This window comes from Thalassospira profundimaris WP0211, from assembly GCF_000300275.1.
Classification (GTDB): domain Bacteria; phylum Pseudomonadota; class Alphaproteobacteria; order Rhodospirillales; family Thalassospiraceae; genus Thalassospira; species Thalassospira profundimaris.
The window spans coordinates 112,287-128,836 of record NZ_AMRN01000005.1; the positions used below are offsets into that span (position 1 = coordinate 112,287).

Sequence of the window (16,550 nt, forward strand, 5' to 3'; positions counted from 1 at the left end):
CACCTGAAAGAAATCAGGTGCCCGTGTCGTATGTGGCGCTTGCAAGCCTATCCCGTTGCATCAAGGGCGAGGCGTTTTTCAATCCGTTGAATTTCCTCAGGCCGGAGCCTTGGTTCCAGCGCGTCCAGTGCGGCCTGTGCGTCCAGTGGTTCTGCCTCGTTGGCACCTTCGGGAAAGGTGATCGGGCCGCGTGCCGCACGCCTTAGCCAATAATAGGCGTCGGCATAATTCTGTTTCACGCCCCAGCCACGTTCAAGCAAGGCACCGAACATGAATTGTGCGGCGTGCATATTTTCGTTTGCGGCAACTTCAAAGTAATGCGCGGCCTCGACAAAGTTCTGGCGGACCCCGCGGCCATGGAAATACTGCGCGCCGATCATATAGGCGGCATTGGCATTGTGCGGATCAATGCGCAGTGCGCGCTTGAAATACTTCGTGGCCTGAAAATGATCGTAGGGCAGGCCAAATCCGTTGAAATGCATCAGACCAAGATAATAGATCGCCCCGCCATGGTTGGTCTTTGCGGCTTTGCCAAACCACTCGGCCGCCATTTCATATTCAGGCGCACCCAGATCACCACGAAAATACAGCAGGCCCAGCGCATATTGCGCATACGGGTCGTTTTCCTGTGCCGCCAGATGCCAGAAGGACTGCGCGCGCAGGTAATCCCCAGCCTGATAGGCATAGTAACCTGTCTGGTATTCCTTGCTCATGCCTGCTGTGTGTCCCGCTGTTGGCAACAGCAGGCAGGCCAGCACGGCAAGTGCGAATAAGGGGTGTCGGCCCGAAAGGCTGGCCGATGTGGGGCTGGTCACGTGTGGGAACCGTCAGGAGTTTGTTTTAAACAGGGGCACGACCTTGCGGGCGCGTTTTTCGATGGCTTCAAGCACATTGACGATTTCAGCGCTTTGTTTGATGCGCTCACCGCTATGCAGGGCAACATATTGTCCGGCATTTTTGTGCTCGTTACCGAGCTTGATGACCGTGAAAAGAGGGGTTTCGTGGGTTGAACGGAAAATCGAAAACATCGCCATCCCGTCCAGATGATCGATGGCATAATCCTTCCAGGCGCCGCTGGCAACCTGTCGGGAATATGTGTTCATGAGTTTCATCAGTTCAGCCCGGTCAAAATGAACAAAGCTTTTGGCTTTGCGGTATTTGGCCAAATCGAACAATGTTCCCATGTGGTACTCCGGCAGCGTGTGTTCGGGGTTGTCCTTTGCCACAACGGGAAGATGACAACCTGATGACACGGTAGCGCGGATTGACCGAGGCCTCAAGTTTCAATGGATGAAAAACGGACCGGATTTTAGAGGCTGCGAGAACGGGTTGGCGGCCAATCAACGGTTTGCGATCCGGTGTTGTAGGGATCCGGTGTGCGATAGCAACTGACCGCCGCAAGCGAGCGATAGCAATAAAGCGGCGGTTCAGGCACCGGTTCCTTTTTGCAATAGGACTTGCCGTCAATCTTGCGGATGGTCGAGCAATCCTGACCGGTCGATAGCGAAACCGCATGGTCAATCAGGGTTTTGTCCGAATTGATGATGCTGACCACGTCAAAGGCAATATACCACTCACCGCCGGTAAACAGGCTGGTGCCGACAACATCGGACATCGTTGTTCCACAGCCCGATACAGTCGACCCCATCAAGGCTGCAAACAGCCCGGCAAGGATACGCTGTCGGATAAGGCGCCGTTTTGCGGGCTTGGTATGTGCAGTCTCGCGACGTTTCATTGTGGTCTCCGTCCGCTCACCGGGCAAATATGACCGATGACAAGTTCAAATCTGTTCCCTTGGCATTTACCAAAGCAAGCCCTGTGCCGAACTGTGTCTTTGCCCCCGATAAAACGACATGTGGCACTGATCGTGGGCGTTTTCAGCCCTGTGCATCACCGTCAAAAAGCATCCGGGTGCGGTGATGGTGGCGTTCAAACATTTCAAAGCCGTTTAAAACCGGCGATGTCGCGGGGAAAATGTGTGTCTGGCAGGCAATTCTTTCCCGTTGGGTTTGCTGTGCCCGAATTGGGCCACATGGCGCTGATATCAGCCATGAAACGGTTATTGCGATCCCGCTTAATCCGAGGACGGGGCAAAATAATCGTCGGAATAACCGGAATGGTGTCGAGCAGACTTGACCCTGTACCCGCTGGCGCGTTAAATCCTTGCCAGAAATTTTTCAGATAAGCGGGCAGGTTGCCCGCTTTATTGTGACCGGATTGGAGCCGTTTTCGTGGTTGATATTTTCCAGGAAGTCGAAGAAGACCTTAAGCGTGAACGCAGCGAAGAGCTGTGGCGCAAATACGGGAAATACGTGATCGGCGTTGCAGCGGCCATCGTGCTGGGTGTTGCCGGTCGTGAAGGCTGGAAAACCTATGAAACCAGCACCAGCATCGAAAACGGTACCCGTCTTGCCAATGCCGTCGAACTGGCACAGGACAGCGCAACCGACGAAGACGCCGCATTGGCCGCCCTTGATGCGATCATCGCCGATGGCAATGCCGATTTTGTCGCGCTTGGTCATTTCCAGAAGGCTGCCGTTTACCTTCGCGCGGATGCGACGCCGTCAGCAATCAGCGAACTCGAAGCGATTGCCGGTAATTCCGACATTGATCAGGTTTATCGTGATCTTGCGGTTGTTCAGATCGCAATGAACAGTGCCAGTGCCGAAAACGCACAGGACCTGATCACGCGTCTGGAGCCGATCGCAGTGCCCGAGAATGCGTGGTACTACTCTGCACGTGAAATGATTGCACTTCTGCATATCGCGGGTGATGAGGTCGAAGCCGCCAAACCGCTTCTGACCGAGATTGCTGATGATAACAGTGCGCCGGCCGGAATGCGCGCACGGGCAAGTGAAATTCTCAAGGCTGTTGGTGCCTGAGGTTCTTCGGGCATCAATGGATCGCAACCCGCGATCCATATGACGTGAGTTTTTTCAGGGGATACGGTTTTGACCACACGCGGTATTAAGTCACTTCTTTGCGTAATGGGCCTGACAGGCCTTTTGGCAGGGTGTTCAAGCTGGCTTGGCGAGGCAGAAGATCCGCCGCTCCCGGGGGAGCGTATTTCGGTCCTTGCCCTGCAAAGCACGGTTCAGCCCGACATTGAACTGACCGACCAGCGCGTGATTTTGCCTGAACCCGAACCGATGGTCGACTGGCCGCAAAATGGCGGCTATCCGAGCCACGCACTTCATCACGTTGCCCTTGATAACGACGTCCTCGAACAGGACTGGTCGATTGATATCGGCGAAGGGTCGATGGATGACAACCTTTTGCTTAATCAGGCGATTGTCGCGCGCGGTGTGATCTTTACCATCGACGCCAGCGCCGAAGTCCGTGCCTTTGCCGCATCTTCGGGCAAGCGGATCTGGTCGCTTGAACTCGCCCCTGAGGACGAAGAAGACAGCTCGCTTTTGGGCGGCGGTCTGGCCTATGAGGCCGGTGTTATCTATGCCACCACGGGCTTTGCCGAAATCATTGCCATTGATGCGCCAAGTGCCACGATCCTCTGGCGTCAACAGGTCACGGCACCGATGCGTTCTGCGCCGACTGTGCGCGGTGGTCGCGTCTTTGCCATTACCATCGATAACCAGACTGTCGCACTGAATGCGCGCACGGGCGAAACGCTTTGGAACCATCGTGGTGCATCCGAGGGCGCGTCCTTTATCGGTGGTGCCAGCCCGGCGGTGGATCAGGGCGTTGTCATTTCAGCCTATTCGACGGGCGAGCTTTATGCCCTTCGCGTTGAAAACGGTCAGGTGATCTGGTCGGATGCGCTGGCGGCGGCCGGTCGTACCGATGCGGTGTCGGCGATTGCCGATATTCGCGGCCTGCCGGTGATTGATAATGATCTGGTGATCGCGACAAGTAACTCCGGTTTGACGACCGCGATTGACCTTCGCACCGGGGTTCGTGTCTGGGAACTTGAGGCCGGTGGCATCCAGTCACCATGGGTGGCCGGCGAATATGTATACCTGCTAACCAATACAAATGACTTGATTGCCTTGCGTCGACGCACCGGACAGGTTAAATGGGTGACCGTTCTGCCCCGTTTTACCGATCCCGAGGATCAGGAAGGCCCGATAGTCTGGACAGGGCCGGTACTGGCCGGTGACAGGTTGATCGTTGGTAACGAGCAGGGCGAAGTAATGACTGTTTCCCCTTATAGCGGTGACATTCTTGGTGAGGACGAAGTTTCCGGGCCAATTACCCTGCCGCCATCTGTTGCCGGTGACAGCCTTTACTTCCTGACTGCGGATGCCGATCTAATCGCATATCGCTGATCAGGATACAGTTTTAGGCAAGGCGATTTGCCTTGCAGGATTTGCGATGCGCCGTGGGACAATGTGCCCACGGCGCATAACGCCTTTTATTACGAGAGTCTGAAAATCAGATGTCGCTGAAAGTTGCCATTATCGGTCGCCCCAATGTCGGGAAGTCGACCCTGTTTAACCGTCTGGTCGGCAAAAAGCTGGCGCTTGTGGACGATCAGCCCGGTGTGACCCGTGACCGCCGTTATGGCAAGGCACGCCTTGGTGATATGTCTTTTGACATTATCGATACCGCCGGTCTGGAAGAAGCGTTTGATAATTCCGTCGAAGGCATGATGCGCCAGCAAAGTGAGAAGGCGTTTGAGGAATGCGATGTTGCGCTGTTCCTGATTGATGCCCGTGCCGGTCTGACGCCGCTTGATAACCATTTTGCCGATTGGCTGCGCAAACGCGAGAAGCCGGTCTATGTTATTGCCAACAAGCACGAAGGCCGTGATCAGGATCCGGGGCTTTATGAGGCCTATGGCCTTGGCCTTGGCGATGTCGCGCCGATCTCGGCCGAGCATGGCCTTGGGATCGAGTTACTCTATGACATGCTTGAACCGCACTGGAAAGAATGGAAAGACCGCGAACGGATCGCCAGACAGCATGCGCGCGAAGCCGCACAAGAAGCCCTGGACGAAGCCCGTGCGGATAGCCTTGCAGATGAAGATTTCGACGATGAAGACGGTTTTGCCGATGACGAAGGTGAAGTCTTCCCGTCCTATGAAATCGAATTCAGCGAGGACGACGAAGACGAAGATGGCGAACTGATTGTCGAAGGCGCACGTGACAATTCGAAAATCCAGTTGGCGATTGTTGGCCGTCCGAATGCCGGTAAATCAACCCTTCTGAACCAGCTTTTGGGCGAAGAGCGCGTCATGACCGGGCCGCAGGCCGGGCTCACCCGTGACTCGATCGCGGTCGACTGGTCCTATGAAGGCCGCCCGATCCGTCTGGTCGATACCGCCGGTATGCGCCGCAAGAAGAAGATTGATGACCGCGTTGAAAAGCTGTCGGTTGCCGATACGCTGCGCGTGATCCGCTATGCGCAGGTCGTGGTCCTTATGATTGATGCGACCAACACGCTTGATAAGCAGGACCTGACGATTGCGCGTATGGTGCTTGAAGAAGGCCGTGCGTTGATCATTGCGGTCAACAAGTGGGATGCGATCATCGACAAAAAGGGCGTCATGCAGGAACTGCGTGACAAGCTTGATACGTCCTTTGCCCAGGCCAAGGGTATTCCGGTTCTGACCTTCTCGGCCCTGACCGGGCGTGGCACGGATCGCCTGATGCCGACCGTTCTTGATATCCACGATATCTGGAGCCGCCGCATCCCGACCTCGCAGCTCAATCGCTGGCTTGAAGCAACCACCGAACGCCATTTGCCGCCGGTCATTTCCGGGCGTCGTATTCGCCTGCGCTATATGACCCAGGCGAAATCGCGTCCGCCAAGCTTCTTTATCAACTGCTCCAAGGCGGCGGAACTGCCCGAAAGCTATACGCGCTATCTGATCAATGGTCTGCGCGAAGATTTCGATATGCCGGGCGTTCCGATCCGTATTTACCTGCGCAGCAGCGATAACCCCTACGCCAACAAGAAAAAGAAACGCTAGTTTCGACTTGTTGCCAAACACAACAAAGCCGCCCGTCGGAAACGAGGGCGGCTTTTTCGTGCCGGGTTGCTGCGCAAGAGCTTATTCGAACGCCGCGGAAGGGCCGTTATCAATGATTTCCTTGATATGGTCGGGAAGGTCTTGTTCGGTGAAGCCTTCCTGGATTTCGCGGCTTTGGACAAAGGCGAAAATGTCGGCGATATCCTGGCCGGAAAAATCAATCTGATAGCCAAGGTCGGCTTGCTGAAGGGCTAGCATCTGCGGTGCGCCGCGCCACATGCGGGCAAAGAATTCGAACGGTTCGCGTGCGATATTCATGTTTGATGCATCAAGGCTGGTCGCCACCTCACTGCCGACATTGTTGACCGAGTGACAAATCACGCATCCACGCTCTGCAAACAGGGCCTTACCGCGTTTTGCATCGGCGTCTGGCATATGTAGTATTTTTTGGTCTGCTGCCCGTACTTCATTGAAAGGAATCGATGAGACAAGCGTTACTGCTAGGCAAAAAGATGCCATCGCGATTGTTAGAGAACGTGCGGGCGACATTTTCGGTCCTAAATTCGTTTGGTTGCTATTTGCATCCTAACGAGTTCCGGTCCTGAACTTCAATGAAATGGTATGCTTAGCTGAGAATTTATGGTCTGGAGATCAGGTAGTGTTATGGTTGAATAACCTACTTTTAGTTAGTGTTTATTCGGGGGCGGGCCATTGGCCGATTACATTTTACGAGAGCCAATAATAGGTGGTGTAGGCATAGAGATAACAGAAGGTCGGTACAGCAGTTTGTTGGCAAGCAACGAATTAATAGGGCTGATTTTTCAGATTGAGGAATTCTTCTCGCTACTTGCTGATGCATTTGTTGATTTCGAGACTGAGTTACTGCATCTGTGTTTGGAGTACTTTTATACCGATGGGGAGCAGAGACATAATCGGGAGTTTTTTGATGATGCTCGGCAGAAACTCAATTTGAAGTTGGTGTCATTTCTAGCGTCATCAAGGATATACGAAGATCAGGTGATTAAAAAAGTCGGCGAAATAAATAGGGGAAAAATGTGCTCAGCAGATGTTAATCACTATTTTTCAGAGGCTTTTGATTCGAGTATCGAATATCGCGTGATGCATGCTCTCCGCAACTATGCCCTTCATCAAAATATCCCTATGAATTATCTTAGCTTTCATAGCTCAAACCTTAATCAGTACGGTCATAAGAGGGCCGGAAAGCCTAGTCGTCTTCGTGTCACTATTGAGCCTATGGTTAGTGTGAAGGATTTTGTGGCGGCGAAGAAAGTTAGACAAAAGACGCGAAAAGAAGTGAGTTCTTTAGGGGTTGATTACCTAAATTTAAAGTTTCTTATTCGCGGATTTGTGTCGCTTCTTGCAGGCATCCACGAGAATATTAGGCAGTCCACTCAAGTAATTTTGGACGACGCGTTTGAGGATCTAGGCGCGGCTCACGAGGAATTACGGAAAGCAAAAGGCTCATACCCCAGATTTATCTCAATTTCTGGACGAGGCCCGGACTCCGAACTCGATATTGACTATCCGGAGAGCCTTCGGCTGCATAAGGTTCGTAGGAAATGGTCCCGCCTGAAATCAGTTCAGCGCGGATATGTTTCTTCTGAGATAGTCAAAGATGACAATGCATTTCCTCTGGAGCATGCCAGCATCTGGATCCCAAATTGAATGCACCCGTTGGCAACGGCCATTTTGTGGCTTGGGGTTAAGTAGGGTTGCATTCCAGCCATTCCAAAACAAAAAGCCTTGCTGATGTAGCAAGGCCTTTTTCAGTTCTGAGTGCTGTTCGCGGTGCAAACTTAGTACGCGTCGACCACTTCGCCATGTTTGGTGCAGCTGGCTTCTGCCAGATCGACAAACACGTCGGTGATGCTTTCAGGCGTCGGAAGCGTTTGCGGGTCTTCGCCCGGATAGGCTTCGGCACGCATTTTGGTGCGGATGCGGCCCGGATTGACCAGGTTGACTTTGACCTTGGTTTGTTCGAGTTCCTGCGCATAGGACAGAACAAGGCTTTCAAGGGCTGCCTTGGTCGACGCATAGAGGCCCCAGAAGGCACGCCCCTTGCTTGATGCGTTCGAGGTCACGAAGATTGCCCGACCAGCTTCTGAAAGCTGCAAAAGCTTGTCTGTGGTGCGGATCAGGTGGAAGTTTGCCGTGACGTTGGTGGCAAAGGTGTTCTGGAACACCTGCGCATCAATGTGACCCACCGGGGCGATTTCGCCCAGAAGGCCGGCATTGCCCACAACGATATCAAGCTTGCCAAACCGCTCATAGATTGTCGGACCCAGCATGTCGATCTTGTCAAACATGGTCAGATCAAGCGGCAGCAGGGTGATCTTGCCACCGGCATCGGTCACTTCGTCACTGAGTTCTTCAAGTGCGCCGACATTACGACCAACCGCAATCACATGCGCACCTTCGGCAGCAAAGCGTTTGGCAACCGCACATCCGATCCCGTGCGAGGCCCCGGTGATCAGGGCAACGCGACCTTCAAGACGTTTGGTGTCGGTCATGCAGACTGCCTTTCAACCAACTGGCTGAGCTTGCGGTCCTTGTTTTCGGCATTGTGATCGGTGAGCTTGATCGGGTAATCGCCGGTGAAGCACGCATCGCAGAAGGCCGGGTTGTCGTTGTCACGGCCTTCAAGACCGGTGGCACGATACAGGCCATCAATGGTGACGAAGGCCAGACTGTCGACGCCGATGATCTTTGCCATGCTTTCGATGTCGTGATTGGCCGCCATCAGTTTGTCTTTGGACGGGGTATCAACGCCATAGAAGCACGGGTTCATGGTCGGCGGGCTGGTGATGCGCATATGCACCTCTGCCGCACCGGCCTGACGGACCAGATCAACAATCTTGGTCGAGGTGGTGCCACGCACGATCGAGTCATCAACCAGAATAACGCGCTTGCCCTTAAGCTTGCCGGGGTTGGCGTTATGTTTCAGCTTCACGCCAAGGTGGCGGATCTGATCGGTCGGCTCGATAAAGGTACGCCCGACATAGTGGTTGCGGATGATGCCCAGTTCGAACGGAATACCGCTTTCCTCGGCATAGCCAAGGGCTGACGGCACACCGGAATCCGGGATAGGCACGACAACGTCGGCATCAACAGCGGATTCACGGGCCAGTTCGCGGCCGATATGCTTGCGCACGTCATAGACGCTTGTGCCTTCGACGATGCTGTCGGGGCGGGCGAAATAGACATGCTCGAAAATGCAGAAGCGCGATTTTTGCGGCTTGAACGGCTTGATCGAGCGCAGGCCATCATCGGTGATTTCAACGATTTCACCCGGTTCGACGTCGCGGATGAATTCCGCGCCAACGATATCAAGGCCGACCGTTTCCGATGACAGGATATAGGCGTCATTGAGCTTGCCGAGAACCAGCGGACGCACACCCAGCGGGTCCCGCAGACCGATCAGTTTCTTCTGGGTCATGACGACCAGGGAATAGGCACCTTCAACCTGACGGACCGCATCGATCAAGCGATCGACGATCTTTTCATACAGGCTGGTCGCGATCAGGTGAATGAAGGTCTCGGTGTCCGAGGTCGACTGGAAGATCGAGCCGCGTTTCACAAGGCGTTCACGCACCGCAAGCGAGTTGGTCAGGTTGCCGTTATGGGCAATTGCCAGACCACCGAATTCAAAGTCGGCAAAAAGCGGCTGCACGTTGCGAAGGCCCTTGCCGCCCGCCGTCGAGTATCGGACATGGCCGACCGCACGGTGGCCGGGCAGGCTTTTGATGACATCCTCGGAGCCGAAGATATCACCAACCTGGCCGGATGCCCGGTGTGCCGGAAAATCTTCGCCGTCATAGGACACAATGCCTGCGGCTTCCTGTCCGCGATGCTGCAGCGCATGCAGGCCAAGGGCCGTTAATGCCGTCGCATCGGGGGAGCCAAAAACGCCAAAGACGCCACATTCTTCACGTAGCTTGTCGTCATCAAATGGATTGGTGGTCAGCATGAGTGGGTTCCGCTCTCTCGCCGGTGGCGCACGGAATTCGTTATTAGTACGAAACCCACACGCCTCACTCGTTAGTGGTCGCCTCAATCAGGCGATCCAAATCATCGCGCGAGGGCCTTGTATACCCGTTTAGGGGCGCGGGTCCAGTCCCTTTTGGTTCCGGACCAAGAAGTTGGCGATAGGTTTTTTCGTTCGCATCGGCCTCACGCTGAGCGCGCTCAAGCTCTTGCGCCGTGGTATCGAAAATTTCGTCAGGTGCCATGCGCATAATGAGGAAGGCGCCTTCCTCAAGAACCGGGCGGGTACGGGCATCACGGACCCAGTCGGGCTGCGAATCTGCTGGCAGCAACCAGGACAGGGCCAGGAAACCGATACAGACGATCAGTGCCCCGCGCAAAAGCCCGAAAACAAAGCCAAGCGTGCTATCGAGGCTATCGAGGCCGGAATTCTGAACCGCCCGGCCAATGCGCCCGCTGATGAACGAGAAAATCAAAAACGAAATCAGAAACAGGCCAACCCCGGTTGCCAGATCGGCAATCAGTTCGGACGGGATCAAATCCCGCACATAGGGCCGCGCAACCGGATAGCCATAAAGCGCGACAAGCCCGGCACCGACCCAGCCCATCATCGACAGGGTTTCGTGAATAAAACCGCGGAAAAAGGCAAAGATCCCCGATATCAGCAAAATGCCGACAACAATCAGATCAAACACATCACGTGCGCCAAGATCGGGAAGGGCGGAGAAATCCATTTATGTGTAAACCTTGTTCGTCAGTCCGGGTGGCGGGCAGTCGTGCTTTGAAGGCGCTTAATACATGCCTTCGCGCGGACGCACCTTGTCGCGGACATCGTCGCCGAAGAGGTTTACCAAATCCTGAAGATGGCCGATTTCGGTCTGATTGAGGCCCTTGATCGACATCTTCTTCTTGCCCTGGGTGCCATTCTTGGGGGTGTAGGCATTGCCAAAGCCAAGTTTGGTCGCTTCTTTCAGTCGCGATTCGAGTTGTCCGACCGGGCGGACTTCCCCCGAAAGGCCGATTTCACCAACAATCACCGTCTCGCCCGGAACCGGCGCATCGGCGACCGCTGAAATCAGTGCCGCCGCAACCGCCATGTCGGCGGCGGGTTCACCCACCCGCAAACCACCGGCGACGTTAAGGTAAACATCAAACTGACTAAGCGGTAGGCCGCAACGGGCATCCAGCACGGCCAAAATCATGTTCATGCGCGCAGAGTCCCAGCCAACGACCGCACGGCGCGGGGTGGCAAGGGCCGATTGCGCAACAAGCGCCTGAATTTCCACAAGCATCGGGCGTGTGCCTTCAAGCCCGGCAAAGACCGCGGTGCCACTGACCGGGGAATCACGATCTGCCAAAAACAGCGCGGATGGGTTGGGCACCTCGACCAGTCCGGCATCACCCATTTCAAACACGCCGATTTCATCGGTCGCGCCGAAACGGTTCTTCACCGCGCGCAGGATGCGGAACTGATGACCACGTTCGCCTTCGAAATACAGAACCGTATCGACCATATGTTCCAGCACGCGCGGACCGGCAATCTGGCCTTCCTTGGTGACGTGACCGACAAGCAGCACAGCAAAGCCCTTGCGCTTGGCAAGGCGGATCAGTTCCAGCGCACAGGCGCGGACCTGTGAAACCGTGCCCGGCGCACTATCAAGCGTGTCGGCATACATGGTCTGGATCGAGTCAATTACCACCACGTCGTGGCTGCTGGCTTCAAGGGTTGTGATGATGTCGCGCAGGCTGGTCGCGGCGGCAAAGTCGACCTTGGATTTTTCAAGGCCAAGGCGGGCGGCGCGCATGCGGACCTGATCAACGGCTTCCTCGCCCGAGATATAGGCGCATTTATGTTTGGCGGCCATGGCCCCGACGGCCTGCAAAAGGATGGTTGATTTACCAATCCCCGGATCGCCGCCGACCAACAGGGCCGAACCCGGTACAAGCCCGCCGCCGCACGCACGATCGAGTTCGGTGATGCCGCTTATGATGCGTTTCGGGCTGGCGCTTTCGCCTTCAAGGGCGACGAATTCGATGGTCTTGCCCTTGGCACCCCCGGCAATGCCGCCAGTGGCCTTGGGGCCGCTTTCAACGCGTTCTTCCTCGATGCTGTTCCATTCGCCGCAGCCGTCGCAACGTCCGGTCCATTTGCGGTACTCGGCACCACAGTTCTGGCAGATGAAACGGCTTTGGGTTTTGGCCACAGAATGCTCCGCAGATCAAAGAAGTGTCAGTAAGGGCGAATGTCGGTCAGACAGTGCTCAGAGATGCTTGAGATCAAGTTCAAGCGGACCTTCGATATCACCGGCAACGAATTGTTGCAAATAGGGGTTATCGGCATCGTCAATATCGGCAACCGGCCCATCCCAGATAATCTTGCCCTGATACAGCATGGCAACCCGATCGGCGATCTTGCGTGCGCTGGCCATATCATGGGTGATGGTCATCGCACTGGCCCCCAGTTCGCGGGTGCATTTGACGATCAGATCGTTGATGACATCGCCCATGATCGGGTCAATGCCGGTGGTCGGTTCGTCAAAGAACAAAATTTCCGGCTCCGTCGCGATGGCGCGTGCGAGGCCGACACGTTTTTGCATGCCGCCCGAAAGTGATGCCGGGGACATTTTGGCGATATCAGCCGCCAGACCGACATCCTCAAGCCTTGCAATGGCAAGATCGCGGGCCTTGGCAGGTTTCATGCCCTGACCTTCGATCAGGCCAAATGCGACATTTTCCCAAACGGTAAGGGAGTCAAAAAGGGCAGCACCCTGAAACAGCATGCCGGTCTTTGCCAGCATGGCATCGCGTTCGGCCTGTGATGCGGTGGTCATTTCGACCCCGTCCACCTTGATCGACCCCTGATCCGGGGTAAGAAGGCCCAGAACGCATTTCAGCGTAACCGACTTGCCGGTGCCCGAACCGCCAATGATGGCAACCGATTCACCCTTGGCGACATCAAGGTCGACACCCTGAAGCACCTTTTTCGGGCCAAAGCCCTTGTGAACGTTGCGAAGCGATATCTTGGCTGTGTTGCTCATGATCCTGTCAACCGGCCCTTATCGCGTGAAGAACAGTTCGGTGACGATATAGTTCGAAATCAGGATCAGGATGGAGCTTGAAACAACCGCGTTGGTCGTTGCCTGACCAACACCCTGTGCGCCGCCGCGGGAATGATACCCGTGATAGCACCCCATCAGCGTGATGATAAAGCCAAACACGGCGGCCTTCACCAGACCCGAAACCACATCAAGCTGTTCAAGATACTGGAACGTGTTGCGGATATAGGAGCCGTCATTAAAGCCAAGCTTGTTCACGCCAACCAGATAGCCGCCCATCACCCCGATGATATCGCCGATCAGAACCAGAACGGGCAGGGTGATCAAACCGGCAATCACACGCGGCACGACCAGATATTTGAACGGATTGGTCGAAAGGGTCACCAGCGCATCGATCTGTTCGGTCACACGCATGGTGCCGATTTCTGCGGCAATGGCGGCACCAACACGGCCAGCGACCATGAGGCCAGCCAGCACCGGGCCCAATTCGCGGGTCATGGAAATGACAACCACGGTCGCAACCGCACTTTCGGCCGAAAATCGCGAGAACCCGGAATAGGATTGCAGCGCCAGAACCATCCCGGCAAACAGGGTGGTCATGGCGACAACCGGCAACGAGAAATAGCCGATTTCACGCATCTGTTTGAAAATCAGGCGGAAATAGATCGGTGGTGTGACCATGTGGCCGATGGTGCGACCCGCAAATACCGTGACGCGACCGACAAGGGCCAAAAAGGTCAGAAACATATGGCCAACCGGCGCAAAGATCGGCATCTGTACTTCGAAGTCCCCTGTTATCGACCTGCCGGAATTGTCTGGCTGGCTATTATGATTTAGCTCTCTGTATAAACCCGCCGGTAGCGATGTCCAAGAGAAGTTAGAATTTCATAACCGATTGTACCAGCAGCAGATGCAACGTCGTCAACCGTCATCTTGTCATCAAGAAGCGACACCATATCCCCGGCCTTAAGCGTTTTGCCCGGAAGGTCGGTGATATCAACCGTGATCGCATCCATTGAAACACGCCCGACATAGGGAACTTCATGCCCCTTGATGATCAGCTTGCCGGAATTGGACAGTGAACGCAGCCAACCATCAGCATACCCGACTGCAAGGGTGGCGATTTTCGATTTGCGTTTTGCCTGCCAAGTGCCGCCATAACCAACTGTCTGCGGTTCATCGATTTCGCGGACCTGAAGGACTTTGACCTTAAGGTTTACGACAGAACGCATCGGGTTGGTGGTTTCCGGCGTCGGGTTGCCCCCCCAAAGGGCGATGCCCGGACGGCAGAATTCAAGATGGTAGTCATCGTTGCGGAAAATCGCCGACGAGTTACAGAACCCGCGCGGGGCCGGCGGCAGGCGACGATACCATTTCATGAACAGGTCGTACTGTTCCTTGGTGACCGGGTTTCCGGCCTCATCAGCCGCAACCGGGTGGGTCATGTAACCGGCCTTTTCAAACCCATAGAGCAGGGATGAATAGCGGTCGACAAGGTTGCTGACATCAAGTGGGGTCAGGCCAAGGCGGCTCATGCCGGTATCAAGATGGATAAAGGCCGGGGCCGGACGTTCATATTCGCGGCACAGGTTTGACCAGCGTTCGATCTGTTCAAGATCATTCAGAACCGGGATGACGTCATTTTCAATAAAGAATTCCTCGTCACCGGGCAGGACACCGTTCAGAACCGCAATGCGACCACCACCACGCAAAACCGGGAACAGTTCGGCGGCTTCGTTGGCTTGTGCCACAAAGAACAGCCGGCATCCCTGCTTTTTCAGGACCGGGACGATGGTTTCGGCGCCAAGACCATAGGCATTCGCCTTTACCACAGCCGCACAGGTGCGCCCGGTATAGCGTTTGGTCAGGGTTTTATAGTTGTCGGCAACTGCTTTCAGATTGATTTGCAGTTCCGCGCACTCGGCAGCACGGCCGACGGCGGGAAGAACGGTCATTCGTAATACCCCGTGGAATCCGTTGGTGGATGGGTGGTTGCCCTATCCTCTATTCATATTCTTCTTCTGTGTGATCAAGATCACCAAACTTGGTGTAGTTCCCGTCAAAGAACAGGCGCACGTTGCCCACCGGGCCGTGACGCTGCTTGGCAACAATAACCTCGGCAGTGTTGTAAACGTGGTTCAGACGTTCCTGCCACTGCGAATAGCGTTCCCCGAACTTGTCGGTGGCTTCTTCCGGGCGCTGGGCCGGTTCGGCACGTTCGAGATAGTATTGTTCGCGATAAATGAACATCACGACGTCGGCGTCCTGCTCGATTGAGCCGGACTCACGAAGGTCGGAAAGCTGCGGACGTTTATCTTCGCGCTGTTCGACCGCACGTGAGAGCTGCGACAGGGCCAGTACCGGAACTTCGAGCTCCTTGGCAATCGCCTTGAGCATACGGGTAATTTCGGAAACTTCCTGCACGCGGCCATCGCCACGGAAGTTGGTCGGCGGTGCCAGAAGCTGCAGGTAATCGACGACGATCATCGCAAGGCCGTGCTGACGCTTTAGACGGCGGCAACGTGTGCGAAGTGTCGATACCGGAAGGGCAGGTGTATCATCGATATAGAGCGGAACGGTATTGAGTTCCTGGGTGGCCAGCAACAGACGTTCGAAATCCTGTTCGTTCAGGTCACCACGGCGCATGTTATCGCCTGAAACCTCGGCCGCCTGCGACAGAAGTCGTCCGGCAAGCTGTTCGGCCGCCATCTCAAGCGAGAATACGGCAATCGCCCCGGTTCGTGTTTCATCGCGGGTGTCTTCGCCCGCCGCGCGGTTCTGATGCGATGCAATGGCAGCGTTAAACGCGATGTTCATCGCAAGGGCTGTTTTACCCATCGACGGACGACCGGCAAGGATCAGCAAGTCAGACGGGTGCAAACCGCCAAGCTTGCGGTCGATATCGCGCAAGCCCGTGGTCACACCGACAACGCGCCCGGCGTTTTTATAGGCGTGATCGATATTCTCATAGGCCTTGGCAAGGGCAGGGCCAAACGCGACAAAGCCCGATTCCGCAGAACCGGCTGTTGCCAGCGAGAACAGTTTCTGTTCGGCTCTTTCGATCTGGTTGGTAGCGTCGGTATCAAGTTCGTACTGATAGGCTTCGTTGACGACTTCCTCGCCAAGTTCGATCAGTTCGCGTCGCAGATACAGGTCATAGACCAGCTTGCCATAGTCGCTGGCATTGATCACCGAAACCAGATTGTTTGACAGTTCGGCCAGATATTGCGCACCACCGATTTCGGCAAGATGTTCATCCTGCTTGAAATAGGCTTTGAGCGTGACCGGGTTGGCCAATTGGCCGCGTTCGATCAGCTTGCCGCAAGCCTCGAAGATGCGACCGTGACGCCCATCGGCGAAATGTTCCGGGCGCAGAATATCAGACACGCGCTCGTAGGCCGCGTTGTTATTGAGGATCGCGCCAAGAAGGGCAGCCTCCGCTTCAAAATTGTGCGGCGCCATGCGATCGAGCACCATTTCGGTGTCGGCACCATGGTCCGGTTCAAGCGGGGCAAAAAGGGCATCTAAATTGGGATCTGTCATGGGCCGAAAAGGTA

At 55.3% G+C, this 16,550-nt stretch carries 16 protein-coding genes; 4 read left to right on the top strand and 12 right to left on the bottom strand.

The features are described 5' to 3' along the window. Nucleotides 1-47: 47 nt before the first annotated feature. The 3 genes from TH2_RS11105 to TH2_RS11115 all read right to left on the bottom strand — a co-directional run bounded on the left by TH2_RS11105 (nucleotide 48) and on the right by TH2_RS11115 (nucleotide 1,735). Entirely contained in the window at nucleotides 48-713 is a 666-nt protein-coding gene (locus tag TH2_RS11105) for a tetratricopeptide repeat protein (protein ID WP_008890525.1), read from the bottom strand. Between the two features lie 114 nt (nucleotides 714-827). Then, nucleotides 828-1,184: a DUF2794 domain-containing protein gene (locus tag TH2_RS11110; protein ID WP_008890526.1), complete on the bottom strand. Its 357-nt coding sequence runs from the start codon at nucleotides 1,182-1,184 to the stop codon at nucleotides 828-830. 125 nt (nucleotides 1,185-1,309) lie between these two features. Further along, complete coding sequence (locus TH2_RS11115) at nucleotides 1,310-1,735, bottom strand: hypothetical protein (RefSeq protein ID WP_008890527.1); 426 nt, start codon at nucleotides 1,733-1,735, stop codon at nucleotides 1,310-1,312. Nucleotides 1,736-2,231: 496 nt separating this feature from the next. Between TH2_RS11115 and TH2_RS11120 the strand changes: the two genes are divergently transcribed. The 3 genes from TH2_RS11120 to der all read left to right on the top strand — a co-directional run bounded on the left by TH2_RS11120 (nucleotide 2,232) and on the right by der (nucleotide 5,932). Beyond that, entirely contained in the window at nucleotides 2,232-2,882 is a 651-nt protein-coding gene (locus tag TH2_RS11120; protein ID WP_008890528.1) for a tetratricopeptide repeat protein, read from the top strand. A 69-nt stretch (nucleotides 2,883-2,951) separates the two neighbouring features. Continuing rightward, nucleotides 2,952-4,286 carry an outer membrane protein assembly factor BamB family protein gene (locus TH2_RS11125; RefSeq protein ID WP_040823592.1) on the top strand — a complete coding sequence of 445 codons (1,335 nt, stop codon included), beginning with the start codon at nucleotides 2,952-2,954 and terminating at the stop codon, nucleotides 4,284-4,286. A 110-nt stretch (nucleotides 4,287-4,396) separates the two neighbouring features. Beyond that, entirely contained in the window at nucleotides 4,397-5,932 is a 1,536-nt protein-coding gene (gene der / locus TH2_RS11130) for a ribosome biogenesis GTPase Der (protein WP_008890530.1), read from the top strand. A gap of 81 nt (nucleotides 5,933-6,013) precedes the next feature. Here the strand turns inward: der and TH2_RS11135 are convergent, their stop codons facing one another. Beyond that, nucleotides 6,014-6,367 carry a c-type cytochrome gene (locus TH2_RS11135; RefSeq protein WP_008890531.1) on the bottom strand — a complete coding sequence of 118 codons (354 nt, stop codon included), beginning with the start codon at nucleotides 6,365-6,367 and terminating at the stop codon, nucleotides 6,014-6,016. A gap of 276 nt (nucleotides 6,368-6,643) precedes the next feature. Between TH2_RS11135 and TH2_RS11140 the strand changes: the two genes are divergently transcribed. Continuing rightward, nucleotides 6,644-7,618 (top strand): hypothetical protein, encoded by a 975-nt coding sequence (locus TH2_RS11140; RefSeq protein ID WP_008890532.1) that lies wholly within the window; start codon nucleotides 6,644-6,646, stop codon nucleotides 7,616-7,618. 131 nt (nucleotides 7,619-7,749) lie between these two features. Here TH2_RS11140 and TH2_RS11145 read toward each other — a convergent pair whose 3' ends face one another. The 8 genes from TH2_RS11145 to TH2_RS11180 all read right to left on the bottom strand — a co-directional run bounded on the left by TH2_RS11145 (nucleotide 7,750) and on the right by TH2_RS11180 (nucleotide 16,536). Then, a complete protein-coding gene (locus tag TH2_RS11145; RefSeq protein WP_008890533.1) occupies nucleotides 7,750-8,463 on the bottom strand; it encodes an SDR family NAD(P)-dependent oxidoreductase in 714 nt (237 codons plus the stop codon). Continuing rightward, a complete protein-coding gene (gene purF, locus TH2_RS11150) occupies nucleotides 8,460-9,920 on the bottom strand; it encodes an amidophosphoribosyltransferase (protein WP_008890534.1) in 1,461 nt (486 codons plus the stop codon). Before purF ends, TH2_RS11145 begins: the two co-directional genes overlap by 4 nt. A gap of 64 nt (nucleotides 9,921-9,984) precedes the next feature. After that, nucleotides 9,985-10,671, bottom strand: a complete 687-nt coding sequence (locus tag TH2_RS11155; protein WP_008890535.1) for a CvpA family protein — start codon at nucleotides 10,669-10,671, stop codon at nucleotides 9,985-9,987. Nucleotides 10,672-10,728: 57 nt separating this feature from the next. Continuing rightward, nucleotides 10,729-12,141, bottom strand: coding sequence for a DNA repair protein RadA (gene radA / locus TH2_RS11160; protein WP_008890536.1), 1,413 nt, complete (start codon nucleotides 12,139-12,141; stop codon nucleotides 10,729-10,731). Nucleotides 12,142-12,198: 57 nt separating this feature from the next. Continuing rightward, entirely contained in the window at nucleotides 12,199-12,975 is a 777-nt protein-coding gene (locus TH2_RS11165) for an ABC transporter ATP-binding protein (protein ID WP_008890537.1), read from the bottom strand. Between the two features lie 18 nt (nucleotides 12,976-12,993). Continuing rightward, nucleotides 12,994-13,767 (bottom strand): MlaE family ABC transporter permease, encoded by a 774-nt coding sequence (locus TH2_RS11170; RefSeq protein WP_008890538.1) that lies wholly within the window; start codon nucleotides 13,765-13,767, stop codon nucleotides 12,994-12,996. Nucleotides 13,768-13,826: 59 nt separating this feature from the next. Beyond that, nucleotides 13,827-14,948, bottom strand: a complete 1,122-nt coding sequence (gene alr, locus TH2_RS11175) for an alanine racemase (protein ID WP_008890539.1) — start codon at nucleotides 14,946-14,948, stop codon at nucleotides 13,827-13,829. 49 nt (nucleotides 14,949-14,997) lie between these two features. Next, the gene (locus TH2_RS11180) at nucleotides 14,998-16,536 is read right to left on the bottom strand and encodes a replicative DNA helicase (protein ID WP_008890540.1); all 1,539 of its coding nucleotides are present in this window, start codon (nucleotides 16,534-16,536) and stop codon (nucleotides 14,998-15,000) included. Nucleotides 16,537-16,550 lie beyond the last annotated feature (14 nt).

Excerpts from the sequence above, each read along its gene's own strand:
- TH2_RS11180 (WP_008890540.1), bottom strand. The coding sequence starts at position 16,536 with ATGACAGATCCCAATTTAGATGCCCTTTTTGCCCCGCTTGAACCGGAC.
- TH2_RS11170 (WP_008890538.1), bottom strand. The coding sequence starts at position 13,767 with ATGCCGATCTTTGCGCCGGTTGGCCATATGTTTCTGACCTTTTTGGCC.
- TH2_RS11115 (WP_008890527.1), bottom strand. The coding sequence starts at position 1,735 with ATGAAACGTCGCGAGACTGCACATACCAAGCCCGCAAAACGGCGCCTT.
- TH2_RS11155 (WP_008890535.1), bottom strand. The coding sequence starts at position 10,671 with ATGGATTTCTCCGCCCTTCCCGATCTTGGCGCACGTGATGTGTTTGAT.
- TH2_RS11135 (WP_008890531.1), bottom strand. The coding sequence starts at position 6,367 with ATGCCAGACGCCGATGCAAAACGCGGTAAGGCCCTGTTTGCAGAGCGT.
- TH2_RS11145 (WP_008890533.1), bottom strand. The coding sequence starts at position 8,463 with ATGACCGACACCAAACGTCTTGAAGGTCGCGTTGCCCTGATCACCGGG.
- TH2_RS11110 (WP_008890526.1), bottom strand. The coding sequence starts at position 1,184 with ATGGGAACATTGTTCGATTTGGCCAAATACCGCAAAGCCAAAAGCTTT.
- TH2_RS11105 (WP_008890525.1), bottom strand. The coding sequence starts at position 713 with ATGAGCAAGGAATACCAGACAGGTTACTATGCCTATCAGGCTGGGGAT.
- alr (WP_008890539.1), bottom strand. The coding sequence starts at position 14,948 with ATGACCGTTCTTCCCGCCGTCGGCCGTGCTGCCGAGTGCGCGGAACTG.
- purF (WP_008890534.1), bottom strand. The coding sequence starts at position 9,920 with ATGCTGACCACCAATCCATTTGATGACGACAAGCTACGTGAAGAATGT.
- der (WP_008890530.1), top strand. The coding sequence starts at position 4,397 with ATGTCGCTGAAAGTTGCCATTATCGGTCGCCCCAATGTCGGGAAGTCG.
- TH2_RS11165 (WP_008890537.1), bottom strand. The coding sequence starts at position 12,975 with ATGAGCAACACAGCCAAGATATCGCTTCGCAACGTTCACAAGGGCTTT.